The following is a 20,116-nucleotide window of genomic DNA, read 5'->3' on the forward strand; positions in this document are numbered from 1 at the left end:
AGCTATTCGATCACATGATTTATGTGAATCTTCGCCAGTTGCGCTTCCTTGTCGCCATCCACGAGGAACGCTCCTTTACAGCCGCTGCCCGCAGGGTCAATGCGACGCAGTCCGGGCTGAGTATGCAGATCAAGGAGCTCGAGGAGCGGCTGGGCCTGCGGCTTTTCGACCGCTCGTCGACGGGCGTTACGCCGACGACCGCGGGCGACCGCCTTTACGAACGCGCGACGCGCATCCTGCGGGAAGTCAGCGCCATCGAAAACGACGTGCAGACGCTCTCCGGCCAGGTCAGCGGCCGCGTGCAGGTCGGCATGATGCCGACATTCGCTCGCGCCGTGCTCGCCCCGGTTCTGGAGCGGTTCGCGCGGCACTATCCGAATGTCGAGATCAAGGTTACCGAGGCCTACAGCGCGGTTCTGTGCGAGGCGGTCACCAACGGTCAACTGGACATGGCGGTGGTGCCGTCGGGAAAGATGGTGCCCGGGTTGAAGGCGGAGCACCTGGCGACCGATGTCGAGGTGTTCGTCACGTCGCCGAACACCAAGCGCAAGCATCTCGAACCGGTGGATCTGTCCAAGTGCAAGCCCTTGAAACTGGCGCTGCCGGGACCCGGCAACGCACGCCGCGAGAAGATTGATACCTATCTCGAGACCTATCAGGTGCCGATCGATTCCATCATGGAGCTCGACACGATGATGGCGACGCTGGATCTCGTTTCGCGCAGCGATTGGACGACGATCCTGCCGGGCTGCCTGTGTCTGCCGGACATAGACGATCCGCGCCGCAAACTGCATCCGGTCATCAATCCGCCGTTGGTCGTCGACTACGTGTTCATTGAACCGGCGTCCCAATCGAAGACCCAGGCGGCAGAACTCTTTGCCGAGGAAATCGTCAAGGAAATCCGGACCACCTGCACGTTCTGCAACAGCAAGCTCGGGGCTGGCGACTCCGTCTCCGGCTAGGGCGCGTCAGGCACGCGCCAGCCAGGTTGTGACCACGTCGTTGAAGACGTCCGGCCTTTCGACATTCGAAAGATGCGCGGCACCCGGGATGACCGTGAAGTCGGCGCCGGGCGTTGCCTCGGCCATCTCCCGCATGACCGGCAGCGGGGCAGCGGGATCGTGCTCGCCGACGATGAAGTGCGCCGGAACCGAGATCTGCGGAAGGCGCGGCAGGTAGTCGAGGCGCATGAGTGCCGAGGCGCAGCCGGCATAGCCTTCGACGGCGGTGCGCCGGATCATGTCGCGGGTTGCCTCGAGCGCAGCGCGGCTGGCCGGGTTGCTTCGGAAGTGTTCGCTGAACCAGCGTTCCAGCGTCGGTCCGACAAGCGCGTCCATGCCTTCCTCGCGTGCCTTGCCGATCATTGCGGGCCACATCTTTTTGTAGATATCGGGCGCGTCGGCGCGTGCGTCGCAGCAGATGATGCGCTCGATGCGGTCGGGGTGGTCGAGTGCGAGACCGAGCGCCGTCATGCCGCCCAGTGACAGGCCCATGAATGTTGCCTTTTCGATCTCATGCGCATCCATCAGCGCGATGACGTCGGCCACCAGATGGTCGAATTCGTAAGGACCCGGCGGGGCTGCGCTCGCGCCGTGGCCGCGGGTGTCGTAGCGCAGCACCCGGTGGGTCCGGGTGAGGGCGTCGATCTGCGGCTGCCACATTTCGTGGTCGGTTGCCAGCGAGTTGGAAAGGATGAGCCACGGATTTCCGGGTTCGCCGTCCACGCGGCAGTTGAGCGCGTGCGTGCCGACTTCGATTTTTCCTGATGTCATCTACTGCGCCACCGCCGCCGGCGCCCTGATCGCCTCTTTGATTGCCGGGATCACCTTTTCGGCCATGAGCACCATCGAGCGCCGTCCGAGTTCCGGGTCGGCCCAGTCGTGGCCGGCATAGACCAGATGGCCGAAATCGCCGACCTTCTCGCGGAAGGCGAGGATCTGGTCGGCAACGCTGTCGGGCGTGCCGTAGATGATGAGCTGGTCGCAGACATCGTCCAGCGTGACATCGTCGTCGGCCATGTTCTGGTCTTCCTTGAAAAGGTTCAGCCGGCCGCCGCGTCGCATCTTGGTAACGATGGAGCGGTAGTAGGAGACGTAAGGCCCGTTCGGGTCGGTGGCATAGCGTTTCGCGGTCGCTTCGTCGTCGGCGACGAAAATGCTTTTGGCGACACGCCAGTTTCCGGGATCGGCCGGACGGTTGCCGAGTTCGCATCCCTCGACATATTTCGGCCAGTGGCTGGCCACCCATTTGGGCAACAGGAAGTTCGCCGAGATCGGCTCCCATCCGCGCGCGGCCATGGCCGTCACGCCCTTGGAGAAGGGGGCGACGGCGGTTCCGACGATGGGCGGGTGCGGATCCTGATAGGGCTTGATGACGGTGCCCTGGCCGATTTCCGGCATCATGGTCTTTTCCGTCGTGATCTGCCAGTGGTCCCCCTTCAGGTTATAGGGCGCGTCGCCGGCCCAGATATCGAGGATCATGTTGATACCCTCGACGAACATGGCGTTGCGGTCCGCCTCCAGGTTTCCGAAGACCTCGGCGTCGGACAGCAGCCCGCCGGGGCTGATGCCGAAATTGAAACGCCCCTCGAGCATGTGATCAAGCATGGCGACCTGGCCGGCAACGGCGGCCGGATGGCTGTTCGGCAGATTGACGGTGCCGGTGCCCAGGCGGATATTCTCGGTCTCGTAGGCAAGGCTCGCCAGGAAGGCGACGCAGGACGTGACGTTCTCGGCGAGATCCGTCGTATGTTCGCCGACATAGCCTTCCTTGAAGCCTAGCCTGTCGGCCAGCAGAAATGCCTCGCGGTCTTCGCGCAGCGACTGCGAAATCGGCTTGTCGACCGGATGGATCGGCATGGTGAAGAACGAGACATCCATCGCTTAATCCCATTGGTTTTTCTGGTTGAAGGGAACACCACCGAGCATATGGTTCCCGGGCGCGAAAGCGTAATGATTTTGGCTTATTGACGCGTTCAGCACTGCTGATGGCCGGGTTTCAGAAGTGCTGATGACCGGCATAACGCAAAATAATTTGTCCGCATTTCCCGGCCCACCTATCTTGTCGGCAATCCGCAAACAACAACCGGCGGCGAAGATGAGTGATACGATCCCGAATACGATCCAGATTGACCGCAACATGCTGCGCGACGCGCTCGGCCACTTTGCCACCGGCGTCGCCGTGGTGACGACCCTCGGCGAGGGCGGGCGTCCCGTCGGACTGACCATCAACTCGTTCAACTCGGTGTCGCTTTCGCCGCCGCTGATCCTTTGGAGCCTGGCGCGCACAGCGCCGAGCTTCGACGCCTTCCGCAACTACAATGCTTTCGCCATCAACATACTGGCCAGGGACCAGCGGGACCTGTGCATGCAGTTCGCCCGCCCGTCGGAGGACAAGTTTCGCGATATCGCCCATCGGCCGGGGATCGAGAACGTGCCGCTGATCGACGGGGTTCACGCCCAGCTCGAGTGCCGCACCTACAGGCGTCACGAGGGCGGCGACCACGAGATCTATCTCGGCGAGGTGATCGGCATTTCGACCTTCGAGAAGCAGCCGCTGGTCTTCCACCGCGGCCAGTTCACCCATCTTTCCGAGGCAGCCGCCTGACGGCGATGCAGGACACAGGACAAACAGGGGGCGCAATGCCGGACGGTCGATCCGACAGGGTCAATATCGCAATTGCCGGATACGGCTGGTGGGGCCAGCACATGGTTCGGCGTCTTTCGGAAAATCCGAATATCCGGCCGGTACTGGTGATCGATCCCGCCGAGGACCGGCGAAAGCTGGCCGGCGAGCACGGCGTGCGCACGACGGCTGATCTCGATGCCGCGCTCGCCGATCCTGAAATCACCGCGGTTGTGCTGACGACGCCCAACACGATGCACGAGGCGCAGGTGGTGGCCGCGGCGGCGGCCGGCAAACATGTCTTTTGCGAAAAGCCGCTCGGCCTGACCGGCGCAAGCGCCCGGCGATCGGTTGCCGCGTGCGAGGCGGCCGGGGTTGTCCTCGGCATCGGTCACGAACGCCGTTTCGAACCCGCGCTGATGAAGGTCCGCGCGCTGGTCGAGGAGGGTGCGCTCGGAACGGTCATGCATGCCGAGGCGGCATTCAGCCACGACAAGCTCATCAACGTGCCGGCCGGCGACTGGCGGACGTCGAAAGCGGTTTCACCGGCCGCCGGCATGACGGCGATGGGTATCCACCTCACCGACCTTTACATCTCGCTCTTCGGCCGGGTGCGCACGGTGCAGGCGCTGACCGCGAGCCGGATACTGGGCTGGGAAACCGGCGACGTGGTGACCGTTCAGCTCGGTTTTGAAGCCGGCATGACGGCGAGCCTAAGCGCGGTGCTCGCAACACCGCATTTCATCCGCCTCCATGTCTTCGGGTCGGATCAGTGGGTTGAAGTGCGCAACGACACGCATCCCGACACGCCCGGCGGCATTGCGGAGCTCGTTCTGTCGCGGACCGGCGCTGCGCCGGAGACGGAGCGCTACGACTGGACCGATACGGTGGTCGCCAATCTGGAAGCGTTCGCCGCCGGCATACGCGGCGAGGCGGCCTATCCCTATACATCGGAGGAACTTGTTCACAATATCGAGGTCCTCGAGGCCATCGCACAGTCGGCGGAGGGCGGCGAGACAATTCACCTTGGTTAAAGCCCTTTGGCGCGGCGTCATTGCCGGATGTTACTCCCAATAAGTCCGGCAGCCGACGCAAGGGGCCGGTGCCGCGAACGCGGCCCAGGACCGGAGCCGGAGAAGGGCATAGGGCGGGCCACTTCTCCGGCCCGGCTCTTTGCGCTTGTAATGTAACAGGCGAGTCAGGTTTAACGGATGCACCAAAAAATAGAATGACGGTGATCCGGAATGGGTTCTGACACGGGCAAATCGGCATCCATCATGTTGTCCCACACCGCTGCCTCCGGGGGTCAAGACGCGTGCCGGGCGTGGCACCGCAAGGTGACGGAGCTGGCACAAGGCGCGGACGGGCTGGTTGCGTCCGACATATTCGAGCCGATTGACGGCGTGCAGGACGAATGGGTGCACATCATTCGCTTTGCATCGGTCGAACAGCTCAGAGCCCTGGTCGGATCAAGTGCTTTCAAGGTGCTGCTGGACGAAGCCGAGACCATGATCGGCGCGCCGATCAGCAAGCAGGTGATCGCCGACGCCGGAACGTCAACGGCGCCGGTGACAGTGGTTATTTCGCAGCTCGTCAAACCGGAATGCACCGATGACTACATACAGTGGCGAAAGGAAATGGATCGCGCGGTGCGACCGTTCGCAGGGTTCCGCAGTTCCGAGACGATCGCGCCGGTCGAAGGTGTTCAGGACGAGTGGGTCCTGATCTATCGGTTCGACAGTACGCCGCAGCTTGAAGCCTGGTTGAATTCAGATATTCGCAAAAAGATGCTGGAGCGGGCCGAGCCGTTTTTCGAGCGGGTCGATTTCCATCGCGTCGGCCGGGGCTTCGAGGACTGGTTCGGCAACGCGTCGGGCGAGACGACGGACGGCCGGCCGCCGCAGTGGAAAATGGCGATGATTATTCTGCTTGCGCTTTATCCGACCATCATGCTGTTGACGCTGTTTCTTCTGCCGCAGATTGCCGGTTGGCCCCGCGCCTATGCCGTGTTCGTCTCGAACGTGTGCAGCGTTCTGTTCCTGACCTGGGTCGCGATGCCGGCCGTGACGCGCCTGTTCAGGCCATGGCTCGCGGACACCGGACAGTCCGGACGGCGGGTTCTGATACTGGGCACGGGCACCATCGTCGCGCTTTACGGGGCGCTGGTGGCGCTTTTTGCCGTTGTGGGTCGCCTCTGAGAGCGTCTCCAATCGGGATGCGTCTTCTTCTCCCGATGTTCGATGGCGTGAACATCGGCATAATATCGCCGGTGAATTGATCGGCCCCGATGGTGATTTGCGACCCTTTCCAGAAATTTATTGCTTGGCAAACTTTCCTATTATACTTTTTTACGCATGTAGTCAGAGCTGCAATATTGCGCCACTACTGATGGGCAGCGGCGCATCTGGCAATTGCAGCGTGTCTTATACCGAAGAACGGTTCAGCCGACGAAGAAGCGGCGCCGAACATGGGAGGCGACGCTGGGTACGACACGCAGGGAATTTCTCAAGACTGCGGCGGGCGGGATCGCACTTTCCGTCAGCCCGCTTCCCGCGCTCGATACGTCGTTCGAGGCATCGAAGGCGAGGGCAACCGCAATGCACCCGCCGTCAAGCTGGCAGGCGGGTCCCGGAAAGGCCCGCTACCGGATAGACGGACGGACAAAGGTCACCGGCGGAAAAATCTATGCCCGCGACTTCAGAGCCTGGGATATTGACGGATGGCCCGCAGAGGAAGAGGTCGTCCTAGTCCTTCGGACACCTTTCGCCGACCGGGAATTTAAAGGTGTGGACGTTTCCGCATTGCCGGAAGAGCTCAGGCCGAAGCGGATCATAACGGGCGAAGATCTCGAACGCGAAAAGATCGCCGTTGCGGAAGCGGATTATCCCGAGGGCAATTATCTTGTGCGGCCGCATACGGTTCCGGACTATCTCGGGCAGGCGGTCGCTCTGCTTTACTTTGATGACTTCCACACGATGGACCGGGCCCGGCGGGTATTGCGCTCGCAGCACAATCGCGGTCTCGATGCCGGGCCGGAACAACCGACCGTCGCCGACGGCTTCTATCAGCCCGAAACCAGCATCATCCATGCCGAGACTGAAACGGAGCAGATATTCTCCCAGGTTCGCGGCGGACCGGTTCGGCCGCAGGAATTGCAGACGGAACGTGATCGCGAGGCGATGAAACAGGTGGATGAAATCCACGAACGGCTCAATAATCCGTCGGCTTTCGGTTGGACGGTCGTCAACCGGTCCTTCGAAACCCAGACAATCGATCCGATGTTCATGGAACCTGAATCGGGGCTGGGCTGGCTTGACCGAAGCAGCGGCACGCTGAACCTTCTCATCGGAACCCAGTCGCCGAGTTACGATGTCACGGCTGCGGGCGAGTTGTTTTCCGATCCCCAAAGCAAGCTCGGGATCAAACATGTGCATCTGATCTCGGCCTATCCGGGCGGAGGATTCGGCGGCCGCGATACGTCGGCGTTGTGCCTTTTCCTGGCACTCGCGGCTGCCTTTTCGGAAAAGCCGATCCGTATCGCCTATGACCGTTTCGAACAGTTCCAGGCCGGTGTGAAGAGACATGCGGGCACGATGAACATGGCCGTAGCGGTCGATGGCGGCGGCAATTTGCAAGCCGTGCGCCACCACATTTTTCTCAACGGCGGCGGCCGTCGCAATGTCAGCACATATGTGGCGCAGGTCGCCGGACTGGACGGTGTCGGAGCATACGAGGTCCCGCTTGCCGACGTGTGGTCGCGACCGGTCAAGACCCGGGCGCAAATCGCCGGTTCGATGCGCGGGTTCGGGACGGTGCAAAGCCTGTTCGCGGTGGAATCGATGATGGACGAGACAGCCGTCGAGCTCGGGCTGGATCCGATTGAATTCCGCCTTCGCAACGTGCTTGCGCCCAATCAGGAAATCGTGACCGGTGCCCGCAACGCGCCGCCCGGCCTCAAGGAGATGTGCGAGCATGCGTCCGCCCACCGCCTGTGGCAGGAACGGGATCGGCGCAAGCAGGAATCAGCGGGAACCGAACGCGCCCATGGAGTCGGCTTTGCGCTCGGCATGAAGAATTATGGAACCGGCGCGGATGCCGCCCTGGACGAGGTGGCGATCGATCCGGACGGCAAGATCACGGTCACGACGAACGTCATCGATATGGGCACAGGCACGGCAACGACGCTGGCCATCGCCACGGCAGGGCTGCTCGGCGCCAATGCAGATGAAGTGCGCACAGGCGTGCTTGAGCCGTTCAAGGCCTTGCAAATGGTCGAGGGCTTCAAGCGCCAGGAAGACAACCCCCGCTGGACACCGATCATCTTCGAATCCACCAAGGCCGCGTCGACATCATCAAAATGGGTGCATGGCGTGGAACAGGCCTGCGCGGTGCTGCTTTCCACCGGCCTGCTGCCGGCCGCACGCGAATTATGGGGCAATTCCGTCAACGTGGCGGCGACCGACACGCGCTGGGTCGACGGCGCCCTCCATGCCGACGGTCTGCGTGCCATACCGCTGAAGGACGTCGCGAGGCAGGCGCATGACAAAGGGCACGTCGTATCCGCGATGATCCACGCCTTTTATAGCGGCCGCTGGGTTGAGGCCGACTATACGGTCGGGGACGAAACGTTCCGCTGGCAGATTGACGGGTTGTCGGTATTGCGCGGCGGAAAGACGGAACGCGAACTGGTTGACCGCAAGAACCCGAAGCTGTTCACCGTCGAGAGCATCTGGGAGGGCAACGGACAGAATTTCGGTGCGTCCGCCTGCCTTGCCTCGGTCGCGGTGAACAGGCGGACCGGCGAGGTGACGCTGCAGGAGGCCGTGCATTACATCGGCCCGGGCAAGGTTTTGCAGCAGGATTTGATGGAAGGACAGCTCGACGGCTGTTTCGCCATGGGTGTCGGCCAGGCGCTGACCGAGGATATCCCGACATTTGAGGATGGCGGCGGCAACGGGCGGTGGAATCTTCACCGGTACCACGTTCCCCTTTCCGGTGACGTGGCACTCGGACGTGTTGAGAAAGTGATCCTTCCCCCGGAATCGGACGATGCGCCGGCGCGCGGGATCGCGGAGGTTGGGATGGTGGCCGTGGCACCGGCGATCGCCAATGCGGTGGCGCATGCCACGGGCGTGCGCTTCCGTTCTCTCCCCATAACACCAGCCAAAGTGCGCGAAGCCTGGAGTGGATGATGGAAAAGATCGATCTGGACTTCATCCTGAATGGCGAGCGTACAACCCGGTCCGGGGTACACGCCAACATGATGCTGGTGGACTTCCTGCGCGAGGAACTCGGCCTCACCGGTACCAAATTCTGCTGCGGCATAGCCGTGTGCCGCGTCTGCACTGTATCGGTCGCCCGCGTGCCGGGCGCGCATCAAATCGCCATCCGGGCGTGCACGACACCGCTCAGCGACATCAATGGCAAGGTTGTGACGACGGTCGAGGGGCTCGATGACGACGGCGAACTGCATTCGCTTCAGCAGGCCTTTCTCGACAATTTCGCATTCCAGTGCGGCTACTGCTGCCCGGGATTCCTGATGGCGTCCTATGCACTTCTCGACCAGCTTAAGCGTAGTCCCGTTCCCAGGGAACGCGTTGACGATATGGTCGAAGAGGCGGTCGGTCAGCATATCTGCCGCTGCACAGGATATGTCCGCTATCACCGGGCGATCCGGCAGGTGATTCTGGAAACACCCGGCCTGGTCACATGAGGGGGCTGTTTATGAACATTGCCCGACACACAATGCTGGCTAGTTTGCTGCTTGCGATGGTCACACCGGTCGCCAACGGGCAGGAAACCTATACGCTCAACGATTACGCCAATGAATGTGCCGGGCTGATTGCAGAGGCGCCGGCTTTCAATTGTCTCGATCTCGAGATCATCCCGACAACCGTCAACGGCAAGGTGCCGGAAAACTACACGCCCAAGATGGCCTGTGACAAACCGGCTATGCTGCCCTATCCGGAAGAGACGGACGGGCAGTGCACACCTTACAGCCGTGTAAAGGTCCACCGTGACGACGATATCCAGATGATCCTGTTCTGCCGGCGCATGTATATCCGCCCGGCCGACGATCCGAATTTCGATTCGATGGAAATCATCATGCATAACGTCAAGTCGGGCAGCACTTGCTTCTTCATCTCGAAGAATTTCGGTGAGGACCCGAATGGCAACGACGGCACGCGGGTTCCACCGCCGCACGAAGTCGAGCCGCCCGAGGGCCAGATCTCGGCCGAGGAGCTTTGGGCAACACCGCAACAGGTGGCCGATCACGGCTGCATCTACTGCCATGACAGCGATCCGTGGATGCGCACGCCATGGATTGACCAGATTGGCGAGTTGCCGGCAGACCCGTGGGGCTTCCACTCGGTGGATGTTGGCGGCCCCTTCAAGACTTGGCCAAAGCCGCAGAGTATTCGTACCCGCGGCAACACCTGCGTCGGCTGCCACCGTATCGGCTCGCTCAACACCTGCCAGCATCTGGAAATACCGACATTCGGCCACCAGCCCGCCAAAATGCTTCAGTCGGTCGGTCAGGCGCCGCACGGACGGCTGGGCGCGCGGTACGGAACGATTGACGAGGATCCGCCGGATCCGTTCAGCGCTCTAACGAAATCCTACCCGCATTCCTACTGGATGCCGCTCGGCAATGAATTGCCGTTTACCGAATGGAACCTGATCTACGAACATTCGGTCGCCGAGTTGCAACGCTGCTGCGCGGACCATGATGCACCGGGCTGCGAGGTGGCGCCGATCGAGGGCAGGGCGGATTGGCTGAAACGCATGAGCCGGCAGAAGGATCAGTGATCTGGCGCCTTACCGGGATGTGGACAGCGTTTCATGCGGATAGGTCTTTGGAATTACCGGAAGGTAGCGGGGACCGCGGCGCGTCAGGAACCGCTGGAAGATGCCCATGGCCGGTGATTGCGCCCGGTCCGCCCGGCTTACCGAGAACCACTGCCGCCTTATCGGCATGCCGACGACGTCGAGGATCGCCAGGCGACCGAGCTGAAGCTCCTGCTCGATGGTGTGGGCGGAAATAAAACCGACGCCGAGACCGGCCATGACGGCCTGTTTGATGGTCTCGTTGGATCCCATCTCGGTGCCCAGACTCTCCAGCTTCTTCGGAACGTCGGCGAAGAAGATCTCCAGCGATATGCGGGTGCCGGAGCCCGGTTCACGGACCAGGAATTCTTCCTGAGCGATCTCGGCCTTGCTGATTTCACGTCTTTCGGCCAGCGGATGGTCGGACGGTGCGATGATGACCAGCGGATGGTCGCCGAACACCGAGGCATTGACCTTGATGTCGGCCGGCGGCCGGCCCATCAGTGCAATGTCGATGCTTTGCTCGCGCAGAGCACCGATGGTGTCGGCGCGGTTGCCAACGAACAGATCGATCTTGATAGCCGGGTGGCTGTCCTTGAAGGCGGCGATCAGACGGGGGGCGAAGTACTTGGCGGTGGACACCGCGCCGAGCCGCAACGTGCCGCGCTTGCCGCCCTTGAACGCGGTCAATTCCTCATCGAGCGTGCGAAGGCGCTCCTGGACAGAATGGGCGGCGTCCAGCACCCGGCGGCCTGCGGCAGTCGGCCGCATCCCCTCCGGCGTGCGGTCGAACAGGGACAGGCCGATTTCGTCCTCAAGCTGCTTGAGCTGCAGCGTAATTGCCGGGCCCGTCAGGCCCAACTCACTGGCGGCGCTTGATATTTTCTGATGCTTCTCGATAGCGATCAGGGATCGCAACTGCCGGATTGAGACGTTTTTCATAATGGAAGATTACGTTTTCTAACTTCGAAAATAAAGAAAATAAAATTTACTTATCACCGCGTTTTCAGAATATTCCGGCCCAGTTTCGTCGCCGTGGGATCGGGAGGACCGGCAATGCAATCGGCAACGCTTGATGCTTATCTGAACACTTATACCGGTGCGGACGACCCGGTAAAGGTGCAGATTGCCGAGCTGATCCGTGCATTCGCCGACGCCTCCGTCCAGATCCGGAAGGTCGTAAACGAAGGCGCGCTGGGAGCCGCTTTTGCCGGCTGCAGGGCAACGTCCAACGCGAATGGCGATCCGCAAAGGGAACTCGATATACATGCGGACGACCACTTTATCTGCGCGGCACGGCGGGCCGGGGTCGCCTATTACGCCTCGGAGGAATTGCCGGGACCGGTCACCGTCAATCCGCAGTCGGACATTGCCGTTGCCGTCGATCCGCTCGACGGTTCGTCGAACATCGACACCAATGTATCCATCGGAACGATCTTTTCGGTAATGCCCGGGCGCGGCGGGGCTGACGCCACCTTCGCGCAGAGCGGGAGCAACCAGCTTGCGGCAGGATTTTTCATCTACGGACCGCAACTTGCGCTGGTGCTGACTACCGGTTCGGGCACGCGCGTCTACGTCTTTTCCAGACGGCTCGGCACATTCGTTGAAGCCTATGAATCGATCGCGATCCCGCGCTCGACCCGGGAATTTGCCATCAACGCCTCCAACTACCGGCACTGGAGCGAGGCGGTGCGGCTTTACGTCGACGACTGCCTTGCGGGCTCCGAAGGGCCGCGCGGCGAGGATTTCAACATGCGCTGGATCGCCTCGCTCGTCGCCGACACCTACCGCATTCTGATGCGCGGCGGCGTCTTCCTTTACCCGGCCGACGGCCGCCGCGGCTATGCCAACGGTCGTCTGCGACTCGTTTACGAAGCCAACCCGATTGCCATGCTTGTCGAACAGGCCGGCGGTGCGGCCACCGACGGTGTGACCCGGATCCTGGAGATCGAGGCGACCGATCTGCACCAACGTGTGCCGTTCGTCTTCGGCTCCGCCCGCGAGGTCGAGACCATCGGCCGCTACCACAGCGATCCATCCTCCATTTCCGACCGGCATCCGCTGTTCGCGACCCGTGGCCTGTTCAGGGCCTGATGGGAGATCCGTAATGTCACAAAAGCATCCGATCATTGCGATCACGGGTTCATCCGGTGCCGGAACCACGACCGTCAAGGACACGTTCGAAAAGATCTTCAGCCGGGAACGCGTGACGGCCGCCTTCATCGAAGGTGACGCCTTCCATCGCTACGACCGGGCCGGGATGCGGGCCAAGGTCGCCGAGGAGGAAAAGAACGGCAATCCCAATTTCACGCATTTCAACCCTGAGGCAAACGAATTGGAGACCCTGGAAACGGTCTTCGAGGAATACGGCCGACGCGGTACCGGCAAAACCCGCCGCTATGTCCATGACGATCGCGAGGCGGAGCGATACAACACATCTCCCGGCACCTTCACCGACTGGGAGGCCCTGCCGGAAAGCGATCTCCTCTTTTATGAGGGCCTGCACGGATGCGCCCGCACCGAGACGGTCGACCTGCCGCGCCATGTCGACCTCAAGATCGGCGTCGTGCCGGTCATCAACCTGGAATGGATTCAGAAAATCCACCGCGACAAGTCGCTGCGCGGTTATTCGACGGAGGCGGTGACGGAGACGATCCTGCGGCGCATGCCCGACTATGCGCGCTTTATCTGCCCGCAATTCTCCGACACCAATATCAACTTCCAGCGCATCCCGACGGTCGACACGTCCAACCCGTTCGTGGCGCGCTGGATCCCGACCCCGGCGGAATCCATGCTGGTGATCCGCTTTGCCAATCCGCGCGGCATCGATTTTCCCTACCTGCTTTCGATGCTTGGCGGCAGCTTCATGTCGCGTGCCAATTCCATCGTCTGCTCCGGCGAGAAGCTCGATCTCGCCATGCAGCTCATTTTCACACCGCTGATTCACAAGCTGATCGATCTCAAACGCCGGGCCTCGTGAGGAACAGACATGAATATCCAGACCGCAGAAATCACCGAAGCCGCCGACACCGAACAGCAGATGGCCAATGCCATCCGCGCCCTGGCGATGGACGCCGTTCAGAAGGCGAATTCCGGCCACCCCGGAATGCCGATGGGCATGGCGGATGCCGCGACGGTTCTGTTCAACCGTTTCATCAGCCTCGATCCGCAATGCCCGGACTGGCCGGACCGGGACCGCTTCATCCTATCCGCGGGGCACGGCTCGATGCTGCAATACGCGCTGCACCACCTGCTCGGCTACGAGGACATGGGAATGGAGGAGCTGCGCCGGTTCCGCCAGCTCGGCAGCCGCACCGCCGGGCATCCCGAATTCGGCCACGCCATGGGAATAGAAACGACAACCGGGCCGCTGGGGCAGGGGATTGCGACCGCCGTCGGCATGGCCCTGGGCGAGCGCATGCTGCACGGGCGTTTCGGCGATGCGCTGGTCGATCATTTCACCTATGTGATCGCCGGCGACGGTTGCCTGCAGGAAGGCATCAGCCACGAGGCGATCGATCTCGCGGGACATCTCAAGCTGTCGCGGCTGATCGTCCTTTGGGACGACAACCGCATCTCCATTGACGGGGCGACCGGATTGTCAAGCTCGACCGACCAGCAGGCGCGTTTCTCAGCCGCAGGGTGGGATGTCCAGGCGGTCGATGGTCACGACCTGAACGAAATCGCGCTTGCCATCGAGAAGGCGAGGGAAACCGACAAGCCATCGCTGATTGCGTGCCGCACGCTCATCGGCAAGGGTGCGCCCAATCTGGAGGGGTCTGAGAAGACCCATGGCGCGCCGCTCGGCCATGAAGAAATCGCCGCCGTGCGTGAGAATATCGACTGGCCGCATTTGCCGTTCACCGTTCCGGGCAACGTCACGGCCGCCTGGACCGCGGTTGCAGCGCGTGGTTCGCGCAGGCGGTCCGCCTGGCAGCGGCGCCTCGAAACGAGCCCTGACCGTGCAGGCTTCGAGCGGGCGATCGGGGGCGATGTCGATGCGCGCCTGAATACGGAATTGCGCAGGTTCCGCCGCGAGCATTTCAACAAGGCGACGCATGTCGCGACGCGCAAGGCCTCCCAGATGGCACTCGAGGTCATCAATTCCGTATGCGAACTGACGGTCGGGGGCTCCGCCGACCTGACGCACTCGAACCTGACCCTCACCACGGACATGAAACCAGTTGCACCGCGGGATTTCGGCGGCCGCTATGTCCATTACGGCATCCGCGAGCACGGCATGGCGGCCGCCATGAACGGCCTGGCGCTGCATGGCGGCTTCATCCCCTACGGCGGCACTTTCATGTGTTTTTCCGACTATGCGCGCGGTGCAATGCGCCTGTCGGCACTGATGGGGCAGCGTGTCGTCTACGTGATGACGCACGATTCCATCGGTCTTGGCGAGGACGGCCCGACCCACCAGCCGGTGGAGCACCTCGCCATGTTGCGGGCGACACCGAATATGAATGTCTTCCGGCCCGCCGACATCACCGAGACGGCAGAGGCATGGGAATTGGCGCTGGGGTCCAGGGACAGGCCCAGCGTGCTCGTGCTGTCGCGCCAGGGCCTGCCGATGATCCGCGACGAACACAGCGAAGAAAACCTCTCGGCGCGCGGCGCCTATGTACTGCGCGAAACCAGCGGCCGGCGCGACGTCACGCTGCTCGCCAGCGGTTCCGAGGTCGAGATCGCGAAGACTGCCGCGGACCATCTTCTCGCCGAGCACCATATCCGCGCTGCCGTCGTGTCGATGCCCTGCTGGGAGCTGTTCGAGGCGCAGGACGAGGACTATCGGCGGGCCGTGCTCGGCACCGCGCCAAGGATCGGCATCGAGGCTGCCGCGCGGCTCGGCTGGGACCGATGGATCGGCGAGAACGGCGAATTCGTCGGCATGCAGTCCTTCGGAGCCAGCGCACCGGCGGCCGACCTTTACGAGCATTTCGGCATCACGGCTGAGAGGATTGCCGATCTGGCCATCGACCTTGTCGCCTGAGCGGAAAGAAATTCAGGCATCGAAGTCCCCAATCAAAAGACGCTGGAGGAGGCTTGAACATGGCCCGCATCACACTTCGTCAATTGCTGGATCATGCCGCCGAACATTCTTACGGCGTGCCGGCCTTCAACATCAACAACATGGAGCAGGGCCTGGCGATCTTGGAGGCGGCCAAGGCCTGCGACGCGCCGGTGATCATCCAGGCGTCGCGTGGCGCGCGCGCCTATGCCCACGACATCATGCTCGCCCGCATGATCGACGCGCTGGCGGAGATCTATCCGGAGATCCCGGTGTGCATACACCAGGACCACGGCAACGATGAAGCCACCTGCATGAGCGCCATCCGGCACGGCTTCACATCGGTGATGATGGACGGCTCGCTCGAAGCCGATGCGAAGACTCCGGCCTCCTACGAATACAATGTCGCAATCACCGAGCGGGTTTCCCGCATGGCCCACTGGGTCGGCGCTTCGGTCGAAGGTGAACTCGGGGTGCTCGGTTCGCTCGAAACCGGCGAATCGGAAGCCGAGGACGGGCATGGCGCGCAGGGAGCGCTTTCCCAGGACCAGCTCCTGACCGATCCGGACCAGGCGGTCGATTTCGTCACGCGCACGAAGGTCGACGCACTGGCGATCGCCTGCGGCACCTCGCACGGCGCCTACAAGTTCTCCCGCAGGCCGGACGGCGACATCCTCGCGATGAACGTCATCGAGGAAATCCACCAAAAGCTGCCCAATACGCATCTCGTCATGCACGGCTCGTCTTCGGTTCCGCAGGATCTGCAGGACATCATCAACGCGTTCGGCGGGGCCATGCCGCAGACATTCGGCGTGCCGGTTGAGGAGATTGTCCGCGGCATCCGGCACGGCGTGCGCAAGGTCAATATCGACACCGACTGCCGCATGGCGATGACCGGCCAGTTCCGCAGGGTCGCGCAGGAGAACCCGGCGGAGTTCGATCCGCGCAAATTCCTGAAACCGGCCATGGAGTCCATGCGCGACCTTTGCCGCGAGCGCTTCGAGGCGTTCGGTACGGCCGGCAATGCATCGAAGATCCGCGTCGTGCCGATGGACGAGATGGCAAAGCGTTACGCCGCCGGGACGCTCGATCCCGCGCTGCCGCCGGCCCGTGCGGCCTGATCCCCACCAACGTGGAAAGGACATGAACATGACCGTTGACGCCAAGACAGAGATCAAGGGCAAGGAACGCTACAAGGCCGGTGTGCTGAAATATGCGCAGATGGGCTATTGGGACGGCGACTACGAGCCCAAGGACACCGATGTCATCGCACTGTTCCGGATCACGCCGCAGGAGGGGGTCGATCCCATCGAGGCGGCCGCCGCCGTCGCCGGCGAAAGTTCCACGGCCACCTGGACGGTGGTGTGGACCGACCGGCTGACGGCCTGCGATTCCTACCGGGCGAAAGCCTACCGGGTCGAGCCGGTTCCGGGGCAGGAGGGCCAGTATTTCTGCTATGTCGCCTACGACCTTATCCTGTTCGAGGAAGGCTCCATCGCCAACCTGACGGCATCGATCATCGGCAACGTGTTTTCGTTCAAGCCGCTGAAGGCGGCGCGGCTGGAGGACATGCACTTCCCGGTCTCCTACGTGAAGACCTACAAGGGGCCGCCGACCGGCATCGTCATCGAACGCGAGCGCCTCGACAAGTTCGGCAAGCCGCTGCTCGGCGCCACGACGAAGCCGAAGCTCGGGCTTTCGGGCAAGAACTACGGGCGGGTCGTCTACGAGGGTCTGAAAGGCGGGCTCGACTTCATGAAGGATGACGAGAACATCAACTCGCAGCCTTTCATGCACTGGCGCGACCGGTTTCTCTACTGCATGGAGGCTGTCAACCGCGCCTCGGCCGAAACAGGCGAGGTGAAGGGCCATTACCTCAATATCACCGCCGGCACGATGGAGGAGATGTACCGCCGCGCCGAGTTCGCCAAGGAACTGGGTTCCGTCATCGTCATGGTCGATCTCATCATCGGCTGGACGGCGACCCAGTCGATCTCGGAATGGTGCCGCCAGAACGACATGATCCTGCATATGCACCGCGCGGGGCACGGAACCTATACGCGCCAGAAGAACCACGGCATTTCGTTCCGCGTCATCGCCAAATGGCTGCGTCTTGCCGGCGTCGACCACCTCCACTGCGGCACGGCCGTCGGCAAGCTGGAGGGCGATCCGCTGACGGTCCAGGGCTACTACAATGTCTGCCGCGAGACCCGCAACGAGATCGACCTGCCGCGCGGCCTGTTCTTCGACCAGGACTGGGCCGACCTCAAAAAGGTCCTGCCGGTCGCCTCGGGCGGCATCCATGCCGGCCAGATGCACCAGCTTCTCGATCTCTTCGGCGACGATGTCGTGCTGCAGTTCGGCGGCGGCACCATCGGCCACCCGATGGGCATACAGGCGGGCGCCACCGCCAACCGCGTCGCGCTCGAGGCCATGGTGCTCGCCCGCAACGAGGGGCGCGATATCAAGAACGAGGGGCCGGAGATCCTGCGCGAGGCGGCCAAGTGGTGCAAACCGCTGGAGGCGGCGCTCGATACCTGGGGCAACATCACCTTCAACTACACGCCCACCGACACGTCGGATTTCATTCCGACCCCGACGGTCGCGATGTGAGCGTCAAAAAAGGAGACCGACCATGCGCATTACCCAAGGGTGTTTTTCGTTTCTTCCGGACCTGAACGACGAGCAGATCGGCGCGCAGGTGGAGTACTGCCTGGAGCAGGACTGGGCAATCGGCATCGAATACACGGACGATCCGCACCCCCGGAACAATTACTGGGAGATGTGGGGCCATCCGATGTTCGACCTGCGCGACGCCAAGGGCGCGATGATGGAACTGGAGGAATGCCGAACGGCCCATCCGGACCGGTACATCCGCATCAACGCCTTCGACAATACGCGCGGATGGGAGACCGTGCGCATGTCGTTCATCGTCAACCGGCCGACCGACGAGCCGAAGCTGGGGCTGACACGCTACGACCGGCACAGCCGCACCCAGACCTACGGGCTGCGGACCGGCTGACGGGAGGAAACTATGGGCGAAGCCGCTGAAAACCTGCCGGAGGCGATCGACCTCGCTGAGGAATACAGGACCTTGGGCGTCGCCGAGGTCCTGGATGAACTCGACCGGGAACTGGTCGGCCTGAAGCCGGTCAAGCAGCGCATCCGCGAGATTGCCGCGCTGCTCATCGTCGAGCGGGCACGCAAGGCGATGGGGCTCAGCCACGAAACGCCGACGCTGCACATGAATTTCACCGGAAATCCCGGAACCGGCAAGACCACGGTGGCGCTGAGGATGGCCAACATCCTGCACCGACTCGGCTACGTGCGCAAAGGCCATCTCGTGTCGGTGACGCGTGACGACCTGGTCGGCCAGTATATCGGCCACACGGCACCGAAGACCAAGGAAGTGCTCAAACGGGCGATGGGCGGCGTGCTTTTCATCGACGAGGCCTATTATCTCTACCGCCCCGACAACGAGCGCGACTACGGCCAGGAGGCGATCGAGATCCTCCTGCAGGTGATGGAAAACAACCGCGAGGACCTCGTGGTCATTCTCGCCGGCTACGCCGACCGCATGGACAAGTTCTTCGAGAGCAATCCGGGTTTCCGCTCGCGCATCGCCCACCATCTCGATTTTCCCGACTATGACGACGGCGAGCTGCTGTCGATCGCCGAAGGCATGCTGGCCGGGCAGAACTACCGGTTCGACGATGCGGCGCGCGCGACGATGGCTCGCTACATCGAACTGCGCCGCGGCCAGCCGCATTTCGCCAATGCGCGCTCGATCCGCAACGCGCTCGACCGGGCGCGGCTGCGACAGGCCAACCGGCTGTTTTCCGGCGCCGAGGGCCCGGTTACGGCCGAGGACCTGTCCACCATCACCGATGCCGACATCAGCGTCAGCCGGGTGTTCACGATGGGTGTTCCCGACGGCGCGAGGGGGCAGGCATGACGCGCCGGACAATCATCGCGCCGTCCGTGCTCTCCGCCGATTTCTCACGTCTCGGCGAAGAGATCGAGGCGGTCGAGAGGGCAGGTGCGGACTGGATCCATCTCGATGTGATGGACGGGCATTTCGTGCCCAACATCACCTTCGGCCCGGCCGTCATCAAGGCGGTGCGGGATCGCACCGACAAGGTCTTCGACTGTCACCTGATGATCGCACCTTGCGATCCGTACCTTGCCGCGTTCGCCGATGCCGGCTGCGACATCATCACGGTCCACGCCGAGGCAACGCAGCATCTCGACCGTTCGCTGCAGGCGATCCGCGATCTCGGCAAGCGGGCAGGAGTGTCGCTCAACCCGTCGACGCCGGAGAGTGTTATCGAATATGTGCTCGACCGGCTCGACCTCATTTTGCTGATGACCGTCAATCCCGGTTTCGGCGGCCAGGCCTTCATCGGGCCGGTGGTCGAAAAGGTGTCGCGGGTCAAATCGATGATCGGTTCGCGGCCCATCGATATCGAAGTGGATGGCGGCGTGACGCCGGAAACCGCACCGCTGGTTTCGGCGGCCGGCGCCAATGTGTTGGTGGCGGGTTCCGCCGTCTTCAAGGGCGGGTCGGAAGACCAATATCGCGAAAACATTCGGGCGATCCGCGAGGCATCCGACGGTGCCGTTCGAACCGCGGCATAAAACAAGGGAGCTATC

At 62.5% G+C, this 20,116-nt stretch carries 18 protein-coding genes; 15 read left to right on the forward strand and 3 right to left on the reverse strand.

Translation table 11 applies throughout. The features are described 5' to 3' along the window. Positions 1–14: 14 nt before the first annotated feature. Positions 15–962 (forward strand): LysR family transcriptional regulator, encoded by a 948-nt coding sequence (locus tag E4M07_RS02475; protein ID WP_136656697.1) that lies wholly within the window; start codon positions 15–17, stop codon positions 960–962. Positions 963–968: 6 nt separating this feature from the next. Here the strand turns inward: E4M07_RS02475 and pcaD are convergent, their stop codons facing one another. Together pcaD and E4M07_RS02485 are read right to left on the reverse strand one after the other, a co-directional pair. Then, positions 969–1,772, reverse strand: coding sequence for a 3-oxoadipate enol-lactonase (gene pcaD, locus E4M07_RS02480; RefSeq protein ID WP_136656698.1), 804 nt, complete (start codon positions 1,770–1,772; stop codon positions 969–971). Continuing rightward, positions 1,773–2,879 (reverse strand): LLM class flavin-dependent oxidoreductase, encoded by a 1,107-nt coding sequence (locus E4M07_RS02485; RefSeq protein ID WP_136656699.1) that lies wholly within the window; start codon positions 2,877–2,879, stop codon positions 1,773–1,775. 217 nt (positions 2,880–3,096) lie between these two features. Between E4M07_RS02485 and E4M07_RS02490 the strand changes: the two genes are divergently transcribed. The 6 genes from E4M07_RS02490 to E4M07_RS02515 all read left to right on the forward strand — a co-directional run bounded on the left by E4M07_RS02490 (position 3,097) and on the right by E4M07_RS02515 (position 10,434). Continuing rightward, entirely contained in the window at positions 3,097–3,606 is a 510-nt protein-coding gene (locus E4M07_RS02490) for a flavin reductase family protein (RefSeq protein ID WP_136656700.1), read from the forward strand. 35 nt (positions 3,607–3,641) lie between these two features. Then, the gene (locus E4M07_RS02495) at positions 3,642–4,658 is read left to right on the forward strand and encodes a Gfo/Idh/MocA family oxidoreductase (RefSeq protein ID WP_169054059.1); all 1,017 of its coding nucleotides are present in this window, start codon (positions 3,642–3,644) and stop codon (positions 4,656–4,658) included. A gap of 210 nt (positions 4,659–4,868) precedes the next feature. Then, positions 4,869–5,822: an antibiotic biosynthesis monooxygenase gene (locus E4M07_RS02500; RefSeq protein ID WP_136656702.1), complete on the forward strand. Its 954-nt coding sequence runs from the start codon at positions 4,869–4,871 to the stop codon at positions 5,820–5,822. Between the two features lie 213 nt (positions 5,823–6,035). Next, entirely contained in the window at positions 6,036–8,816 is a 2,781-nt protein-coding gene (locus tag E4M07_RS02505; RefSeq protein ID WP_136656703.1) for a molybdopterin cofactor-binding domain-containing protein, read from the forward strand. Further along, complete coding sequence (locus E4M07_RS02510; protein WP_169054060.1) at positions 8,816–9,337, forward strand: 2Fe-2S iron-sulfur cluster-binding protein; 522 nt, start codon at positions 8,816–8,818, stop codon at positions 9,335–9,337. Before E4M07_RS02505 ends, E4M07_RS02510 begins: the two co-directional genes overlap by 1 nt. A gap of 32 nt (positions 9,338–9,369) precedes the next feature. Further along, a complete protein-coding gene (locus tag E4M07_RS02515; RefSeq protein ID WP_136656705.1) occupies positions 9,370–10,434 on the forward strand; it encodes a hypothetical protein in 1,065 nt (354 codons plus the stop codon). A 9-nt stretch (positions 10,435–10,443) separates the two neighbouring features. Here E4M07_RS02515 and E4M07_RS02520 read toward each other — a convergent pair whose 3' ends face one another. After that, positions 10,444–11,394: a LysR family transcriptional regulator gene (locus E4M07_RS02520; protein WP_136656706.1), complete on the reverse strand. Its 951-nt coding sequence runs from the start codon at positions 11,392–11,394 to the stop codon at positions 10,444–10,446. A 114-nt stretch (positions 11,395–11,508) separates the two neighbouring features. Here E4M07_RS02520 and E4M07_RS02525 point away from each other — a divergent pair, with 114 nt between their 5' ends. From E4M07_RS02525 to rpe, 8 genes are read left to right on the forward strand one after another with little or no spacing between them, the layout of a single operon-like run. Beyond that, complete coding sequence (locus E4M07_RS02525; protein WP_136656707.1) at positions 11,509–12,546, forward strand: class 1 fructose-bisphosphatase; 1,038 nt, start codon at positions 11,509–11,511, stop codon at positions 12,544–12,546. 13 nt (positions 12,547–12,559) lie between these two features. Then, positions 12,560–13,432, forward strand: coding sequence for a phosphoribulokinase (locus E4M07_RS02530; RefSeq protein ID WP_136656708.1), 873 nt, complete (start codon positions 12,560–12,562; stop codon positions 13,430–13,432). Between the two features lie 9 nt (positions 13,433–13,441). Continuing rightward, positions 13,442–15,445 (forward strand): transketolase, encoded by a 2,004-nt coding sequence (gene tkt / locus E4M07_RS02535; protein WP_136656709.1) that lies wholly within the window; start codon positions 13,442–13,444, stop codon positions 15,443–15,445. Positions 15,446–15,504: 59 nt separating this feature from the next. Beyond that, complete coding sequence (gene fba, locus E4M07_RS02540; protein ID WP_136656710.1) at positions 15,505–16,584, forward strand: class II fructose-bisphosphate aldolase; 1,080 nt, start codon at positions 15,505–15,507, stop codon at positions 16,582–16,584. Between the two features lie 28 nt (positions 16,585–16,612). Further along, complete coding sequence (locus tag E4M07_RS02545; RefSeq protein WP_136657475.1) at positions 16,613–18,076, forward strand: form I ribulose bisphosphate carboxylase large subunit; 1,464 nt, start codon at positions 16,613–16,615, stop codon at positions 18,074–18,076. A gap of 22 nt (positions 18,077–18,098) precedes the next feature. Then, the gene (locus E4M07_RS02550) at positions 18,099–18,485 is read left to right on the forward strand and encodes a ribulose bisphosphate carboxylase small subunit (protein ID WP_136656711.1); all 387 of its coding nucleotides are present in this window, start codon (positions 18,099–18,101) and stop codon (positions 18,483–18,485) included. A gap of 12 nt (positions 18,486–18,497) precedes the next feature. Then, on the forward strand, positions 18,498–19,418 hold the full coding sequence (gene cbbX, locus E4M07_RS02555; RefSeq protein ID WP_136656712.1) for a CbbX protein: 921 nt from the start codon (positions 18,498–18,500) through the stop codon (positions 19,416–19,418). Further along, positions 19,415–20,101 carry a ribulose-phosphate 3-epimerase gene (rpe, locus tag E4M07_RS02560; protein ID WP_136656713.1) on the forward strand — a complete coding sequence of 229 codons (687 nt, stop codon included), beginning with the start codon at positions 19,415–19,417 and terminating at the stop codon, positions 20,099–20,101. Before cbbX ends, rpe begins: the two co-directional genes overlap by 4 nt. Positions 20,102–20,116: the final 15 nt, after the last annotated feature.

This window comes from Nitratireductor sp. XY-223 (assembly GCF_004959855.1).
Lineage (GTDB): Bacteria > Pseudomonadota > Alphaproteobacteria > Rhizobiales > Rhizobiaceae > Hoeflea_A.